Origin of the sequence: Kocuria kalidii (genome assembly GCF_044462225.1) — a bacterium.
Lineage (GTDB): Bacteria > Actinomycetota > Actinomycetes > Actinomycetales > Micrococcaceae > Kocuria > Kocuria kalidii.
The window spans coordinates 23,779-31,667 of the sequence record NZ_JBISWJ010000049.1 but is presented as its reverse complement, the minus strand read 5'-3'; the positions used below and the strand labels follow the sequence as shown (position 1 = coordinate 31,667).

Genomic DNA, 7,889 nt, shown 5'->3' with positions numbered 1-7,889 from the left:
CCGCCCCGTCGGGGGGCGGTGTTCCTGGCCAACGGGTTGTTGGTCGGGAGCCGTATAGTGGACGCGGTGTTCTGTGGTGTTCCCACCCGGTGTCACCGCCGGTGATTACTCACCGTGGGTGGTTCGGGGTGGGGTGTGGTGTAAGTTGTCGGCGTATTAGTACCGGTCGGCTGCACACGTCGTTGGTTCGTGCTTCCACCTCCGGCCTATCAACCCAGTGGTCTAGCTGGGGGCCTCTCACACCTGTTGGTGCATGGAAATCTCATCTCGAAGCGAGCTTCCCGCTTAGATGCTTTCAGCGGTTATCTCTTCCGAACGTAGCGAAGCAGCGGTGCACCTGGCGGTACAACTGCCATACCAGAGGTTCGTCCGTCCCGGTCCTCTCGTACTAAGGACAGGTCTTCTCAAATTTCCTGCGCGCGCAGCGGATAGGGACCGAACTGTCTCACGACGTTCTGAACCCAGCTCGCGTACCGCTTTAATGGGCGAACAGCCCAACCCTTGGGACCAACTCCAGCCCCAGGATGCGACGAGCCGACATCGAGGTGCCAAACCATGCCGTCGATATGGACTCTTGGGCAAGATCAGCCTGTTATCCCCGAGGTACCTTTTATCCGTTGAGCGACGGCCATTCCACAATGTACCGCCGGATCACTAGTCCCGACTTTCGTCCCTGCTCGAGCTGTCGCTCTCACAGTCAAGCTCCCTTGTGCACTTACACTCGACACCTGATTGCCAACCAGGCTGAGGGAACCTTTGGGCGCCTCCGTTACTCTTTAGGAGGCAACCGCCCCAGTTAAACTACCCATCAGGCACTGTCCCTGACCCGGATCACGGGCCGAAGTTAGATGTCCAGAGTGACCAGAGTGGTATTTCAACGATGACTCCACGTGCACTGGCGTGCCCGCTTCAACGTCTCCCACCTATCCTACACAAGCCACACCGAACACCAATACCAAACTATAGTAAAGGTCTCGGGGTCTTTCCGTCCTGCTGCGCGTAACGAGCATCTTTACTCGTACTGCAATTTCGCCGAGTTCATGGTTGAGACAGCGGGGAAGTCGTTACTCCATTCGTGCAGGTCGGAACTTACCCGACAAGGAATTTCGCTACCTTAGGATGGTTATAGTTACCACCGCCGTTTACTGGGGCTTAAATTCTCCGCTTCGCCGTGAGGCTAACAGGTCCTCTTAACCTTCCAGCACCGGGCAGGAGTCAGTCCGTATACATCGTCTTGCGACTTCGCACGGACCTGTGTTTTTGATAAACAGTCGCTTCCCCCTGGTCTCTGCGGCCCTTGCCCGCTCGCACCAGCTAGTGGTGTCCACGGTCCGGGCCCCCCTTCTCCCGAAGTTACGGGGGCATTTTGCCGAGTTCCTTAACCATGATTCTCTCGATCGCCTTAGTATTCTCTACCTGATCACCTGTGTCGGTTTGGGGTACGGGCGGCTGGAACCTCGCGTCGATGCTTTTCTCGGCAGCATAGGATCACCGAATCCCCCCACGAATGGGGGTCCCGTCACGTCTCAGGCACATGATCCGCGGATTTGCCAACGGATCGCCCTACACGCTTAGACCGGGTCTACCATCGCCCGGCTCGGCTACCTTCCTGCGTCACACCTGTTAATACGCTTACCTCCCCGGTTCAGGTCCCACGCTCCCCGCACCGTCCACCGGCCAAAGGCCGGCATCAGGATACGGTTCGGGTGGTTAGTGTCCCCGGTTCGGTATGGGCGGTTCTTCGCCGGTACGGGAATATCAACCCGTTGTCCATCGACTACGCCTGTCGGCCTCGCCTTAGGTCCCGACTGACCCAGGGCAGATTAGCTTGACCCTGGAACCCTTGATCATCCGGCGGACGGGTTTCTCACCCGTCATTCGCTACTCATGCCTGCATTCTCACTCGTGTGGGCTCCACCACTGGGTCACCCCGCAGCTTCACTGCCCACACGACGCTCCCCTACCCATCGCACCACCTGAACCAGGACCATCAAGGACCCGGTTGGGTATCATTGGTGCAATGCCACAACTTCGGCGGTGTACTTGAGCCCCGCTACATTGTCGGCGCGGAATCACTTGACCAGTGAGCTATTACGCACTCTTTCAAGGATGGCTGCTTCTAAGCCAACCTCCTGGTTGTCTGAGCAACTCCACATCCTTTCCCACTTAGCACACGCTTAGGGGCCTTAGTTGGTGGTCTGGGCTGTTTCCCTCTCGACTATGAAGCTTATCCCCCACAGTCTCACTGCTACGCTCTCACTTACCGGCATTCGGAGTTTGGCTGACGTCAGTAACCTTGTAGGGCCCATCGGCCATCCAGTAGCTCTACCTCCGGCAAGAAACACGTAACGCTGCACCTAAATGCATTTCGGGGAGAACCAGCTATCACGAAGTTTGATTGGCCTTTCACCCCTACCCACAGCTCATCCCCTCCATTTTCAACTGAAGTGGGTTCGGTCCTCCACGCGCTCTTACACGCGCTTCAACCTGGCCATGGGTAGATCACTTCGCTTCGGGTCTAGATCACGCCACTCACTCGCCCTATTCAGACTCGCTTTCGCTACGGATACCCCTCACGGGTTAACCTCGCGACGTAACACTAACTCGCAGGCTCATTCTTCAAAAGGCACGCCGTCACCCTCACAGGCTCCGACGGTTTGTAGGCACACGGTTTCAGGTACTATTTCACTCCCCTCCCGGGGTACTTTTCACCTTTCCCTCACGGTACTGGTCCGCTATCGGTCATCAGGTAGTATTTAGGCTTACCAGGTGGTCCTGGCAGATTCACACGGGATTTCTCGGGCCCCGTGCTACTTGGGTACGTGCACCGTGCGGCAGCAACGATTTCGTCTACGGGACTCCCACCCTCTCCGGTCCGGCACTCACACCGGTTCGACTATCGTCCTGCACTCACACGCCCGGGCCGGCAGACCCGGGACGACACGCCCCACGACCCCGATGATGCAACCCCTGCCGGGTATCACACACCATCGGTTTGGCCTCTTCCGCGTTCGCTCGCCACTACTGACGGAATCACTGTTGTTTTCTCTTCCTGTGGGTACTGAGATGTTTCACTTCCCCACGTTCCCTCCACACACCCTATGAATTCAGGTGCGGGTCACCACGCATAACACGCGGCGGGGTTTCCCCATTCGGAGACCCTCGGATCACAGCTCGTTTATCAGCTCCCCGAGGCTTATCGCAGATTACCGCGTCCTTCATCGGCTCCTGATGCCAAGGCATCCACCGTGCGCCCTTAAAAACTTGCCACATGATCACAGAACACACCGATACCACCACCACCACACCCCCTCCGAAGAGGACGCCCGGCAGCGGCGACGATCGGCGATCAATCACGAACACGGCACCACAACCACACCACCGGCCGCACCACCCCGCACCAGGGCACAAACCCCCGTCCAGGACGACCACGACCAGCGCGCGACTGCAGCACCCGTTCTTAAGATGCTCGCGTCCACTATACAGTTCTCAAACAACAACCCGCACATCCCACACACTGGTGGTCGCGGCCCCGTTCAGGACCACCCCCACCGGCAGGACACCGGGAACCCAGATCCAACACCCCCGCACCCCGCACCCACCAGCAGGGAAAACCCACCGGCACCGCACGAGGAACCACGGGGCCTGTTGTCTCAGGACCCAACAGTGCGCCATGGACCACGCCCACCCACCGGGAGCACCCCTTCCACCACCACCACACCCACGCACCCCCGGAACAACCCGGGAGCACGAGAACACAGCAGCAGGTACTAGGACCCACCCGGCCGGCACACCACCGACCCCCCCAAACAACAGGGAGACCAGCAGGAACGCGGCCACTTGCTCGTTGATATTCCACCCATGAGCTCACCCCACCAGCACCACGAACGGGCACTGCGGCAGGGGCGGCCACCACACGGCGGCCAACGGCTCCTTAGAAAGGAGGTGATCCAGCCGCACCTTCCGGTACGGCTACCTTGTTACGACTTAGTCCCAATCGCCAGTCCCACCTTCGACGGCTCCCTCCCACAAGGGGTTAGGCCACCGGCTTCGGGTGTTACCAACTTTCGTGACTTGACGGGCGGTGTGTACAAGGCCCGGGAACGTATTCACCGCAGCGTTGCTGATCTGCGATTACTAGCGACTCCGACTTCATGAGGTCGAGTTGCAGACCTCAATCCGAACTGAGACCGGCTTTTTGGGATTAGCTCCACCTCACAGTATCGCAACCCTTTGTACCGGCCATTGTAGCATGCGTGAAGCCCAAGACATAAGGGGCATGATGATTTGACGTCATCCCCACCTTCCTCCGAGTTGACCCCGGCAGTCTCCTATGAGTCCCCACCATCACGTGCTGGCAACATAGAACGAGGGTTGCGCTCGTTGCGGGACTTAACCCAACATCTCACGACACGAGCTGACGACAACCATGCACCACCTGTCCACCAGCCCCGAAGGGAAACCCCATCTCTGGGGCGGTCCGGTGAATGTCAAGCCTTGGTAAGGTTCTTCGCGTTGCATCGAATTAATCCGCATGCTCCGCCGCTTGTGCGGGCCCCCGTCAATTCCTTTGAGTTTTAGCCTTGCGGCCGTACTCCCCAGGCGGGGCACTTAATGCGTTAGCTACGGCGCGGAAAACGTGGAATGTCCCCCACACCTAGTGCCCAACGTTTACGGCATGGACTACCAGGGTATCTAATCCTGTTCGCTCCCCATGCTTTCGCTCCTCAGCGTCAGTAACAGCCCAGAGACCTGCCTTCGCCATCGGTGTTCCTCCTGATATCTGCGCATTTCACCGCTACACCAGGAATTCCAGTCTCCCCTACTGCACTCTAGTCTGCCCGTACCCACTGCAGACCCGGGGTTGAGCCCCGGGCTTTCACAGCAGACGCGACAAACCGCCTACGAGCTCTTTACGCCCAATAATTCCGGACAACGCTTGCGCCCTACGTATTACCGCGGCTGCTGGCACGTAGTTAGCCGGCGCTTCTTCTGCAGGTACCGTCACTCTCGCTTCTTCCCTACTGAAAGAGGTTTACAACCCGAAGGCCGTCATCCCTCACGCGGCGTCGCTGCATCAGGCTTCCGCCCATTGTGCAATATTCCCCACTGCTGCCTCCCGTAGGAGTCTGGGCCGTGTCTCAGTCCCAGTGTGGCCGGTCACCCTCTCAGGCCGGCTACCCGTCGTCGCCTTGGTGAGCCATTACCCCACCAACAAGCTGATAGGCCGTGAGCCCATCCAAAACCAGTAAAACCCTTTCCACCACACACCATGCGATGCGCAGTAGTATCCAGTATTAGACCCGGTTTCCCAGGCTTATCCCAGAGTCAAGGGCAGGTTACTCACGTATTACTCACCCGTTCGCCACTAATCCACCCAGCAAGCTGGGCATCATCGTTCGACTTGCATGTGTTAAGCACGCCGCCAGCGTTCGTCCTGAGCCAGGATCAAACTCTCCGTCAAAAAAACAACGAAAACATTTCGAACCCGGCTGAAAATGCTGCCACCACCCCACGGAGGCGGAACGGCGACAACCAATCAACCGAAAAAAACTTTCGGTATCAACAAACATGGCACACTATTGAGTTCTCAAACAACAGACCAGCAACCAGGCACAACACCCAGAAACCGTGATGAAATTCTTTTTTGCTCGGTTCCCGCGATTTCTCGCTTTCCCCTCGGCGACCTTCTCAGCGTATCCCGTCTTTTCTGCTTCCCCAAATCGCTTTTCCACCGCTCTGCGGTGGTGGGCTCTTTCCGGGAAGCAGGGACGGGGATCCGTCGGATCCGTCACCGTCGGTCGCGGCGATCGCTCGCCACCGTCCGATTGAGCTTCACCAGCGTACCCGACCCGCACTCGGCCCACAAGCGGTCGGCCACCGCGCAGCGGTGATCGGCCAGGAGGCTTCGGAGGGTTGGGTCCGCCGGATGTCGGCGTTGCCGTCCGGGGCGATCTCTCGCATCCCTTGCGGCGACTCGGAATACATTACACAGGCCTCGGAGGACCGTCAAAACGGTTGCCGGGTCGCGCCGGCGCCCTCGTGGTCCGGGGCGGCACCCCGCCGGGAGAGCCGCGCCGGCGCGGTGCCGGAGCACCGCAGGGAGCGACGGGTGATGCCGTGCTCCGGGGACACCGGCACCGGCAGCCGCTCCGGCCTCGGCTCCGGCTCCGGCACCCGTACCGGGCAGGAGGAGCAGGAGCGGCAGTGCGTAGGCTGATGGAGCACCCCATCCCGCGACCCGAAAGGACAGCAGATGAGCACGTCACCGGAAGAACTGCCGGAGAGCCCCGACACCTACGAGGGCGCCGCCGAGGTCGATCCCGAGCACTGGCGCGAGGACCCGCTGATCGAGGGCGCCGAGGCCGGCCCGCAGGACGAGCGGGTGGACCCCGCGAACCCTGAGGTCCCGTCGGAGCAGGAGCTGCGGGACGAGTCGGCGGAGTCCCGCTACGAGGCGGGCGACGAGCAGGTGCCGCCCGAGGAGCCCAGCATGGGCGAGGCGATCGCGGACCTCGACGTCCCCGAGGATCCTGCGTTCGAGGACGAGATCGACCCGAGCAACGACTCGTTCCACGGCGGCGCCGTCGTGCTGGCGGACAGCGGCCGGTCAGACGAAGGCGCTGATGCCGGTGATGCTGCGTCCGATGATCAGGGCCTGCATGGTCTCGGTGCCCTCGTAGGTGTGCAGGGCCTCGATGTCGGCGAAGTGGCGCGCCACGCGGTTCTCGACCAGGATGCCGTTGCCGCCCATGAGGTCCCGGGCGTTGGCCGCGATCGAGCGGGCGGTGCGCGTGGAGGTGTACTTCGCCAGCGAGGCCTGCTCGCCCGTGAGCGTGCCGCCCTCCTCCCGCTCGGTCATCCGGGTCACGAGCAGCTGGATCTGCGTGAGCTCGCTCAGCATCCGGGCCAGGCGTTCCTGGACGATCTGCGAGGCGGCGAGGGGGCGGCCGAACTGGACGCGCTGCTTCGCGTACTGCACGGCGGTCTCGTAGCAGGCCTGGGCATGGCCCACCGCGCCCCACGCCACGCTGATGCGGGTCGCGAACAGGACGTCGGCGGTGTTCTTGAAGGACCGCGCCCGCGGAAGGGCGTTCTCCTCGGGCACGAAGACACCGTCGAACCGGAGGTGCGCCTGGTGGATGGCGCGCAGGGCGAGCTTGCCGCGGATGGTCGTACCGGTGTAGCCCCGGCTCTCCTGGGGGACCACGAACCCCCGGACCTGTCCGTCCTCGTCGGAACGGGCCCACACCACGGTGATCCCGCCCATCGAGCCGTTGCCGATCCACTTCTTCTCCCCGTTGAGCACCCAGCCGCCGTCCACCGGGGTGGCCCGGGTCTCGAGGCTCACCGAGTCCGAGCCGTGGGTCGGCTCCGTGAGGGCGAACGCGCCGAGGAGCTCGCCCGTGGCCATCCGGGGCAGGTACCGCTGCCGCTGCTCCTCGGAGCCGCACATCGCGATCGAGCGCATGGCGAGCCCGCCCTGGACACCGGAGACGGTGGCGATCGACCCGTCCCCGCGGGAGAGCTCCATGCTGATCAGCCCCGCGGCGGTCTTGGACATCTCCTCGTAGCCGCCGACGGAGACGCCGTCGCGCAGCAGGTCGAGCTCCCCGAGCCGGCGGACGAGGTCGAGGGAGTACTCGGAGCGGTCCCAGTGCTCGCCGATGACGGGCAGCAGGTCCTCCTGGACGAACCGGCGGGCGCGCATCCAGTGCCCACGGTCGGTGTCGGAGACCGACTCGAAGACACCGGCGGCGTCCGTGTCGAGGGCCTCGTCGAGGACGTAGTCGGGCTCCACGGTGCCGGCGGGGAACAGGTTCTGGCCGGTCTCAGGGGTGGCGGTCATGGCAGGATCCTTCGTTCGGTGAGCGGGTGCGGAGTCGGAG

Annotated in this window: 2 protein-coding genes and 2 rRNA genes; all 4 read right to left on the bottom strand. The window is 61.7% G+C overall.

Translation table 11 applies throughout. The features are described 5' to 3' along the window. Positions 1–136: 136 nt before the first annotated feature. Positions 137–3,270, bottom strand: a 23S ribosomal RNA gene (locus tag ACH9D3_RS07440). Positions 3,271–3,938: 668 nt separating this feature from the next. Beyond that, a 16S ribosomal RNA gene (locus ACH9D3_RS07435) occupies positions 3,939–5,464 on the bottom strand. The 16S and 23S rRNA genes sit together here, the layout of an rRNA operon. A gap of 801 nt (positions 5,465–6,265) precedes the next feature. Next, on the bottom strand, positions 6,266–6,577 hold the full coding sequence (locus ACH9D3_RS07430) for a hypothetical protein (RefSeq protein WP_396410443.1): 312 nt from the start codon (positions 6,575–6,577) through the stop codon (positions 6,266–6,268). A 33-nt stretch (positions 6,578–6,610) separates the two neighbouring features. Next, a complete protein-coding gene (locus tag ACH9D3_RS07425) occupies positions 6,611–7,849 on the bottom strand; it encodes an acyl-CoA dehydrogenase family protein (RefSeq protein ID WP_396410442.1) in 1,239 nt (412 codons plus the stop codon). Positions 7,850–7,889 lie beyond the last annotated feature (40 nt).

Excerpts from the sequence above, each read along its gene's own strand:
- ACH9D3_RS07425 (WP_396410442.1), bottom strand. The coding sequence starts at position 7,849 with ATGACCGCCACCCCTGAGACCGGCCAGAACCTGTTCCCCGCCGGCACC.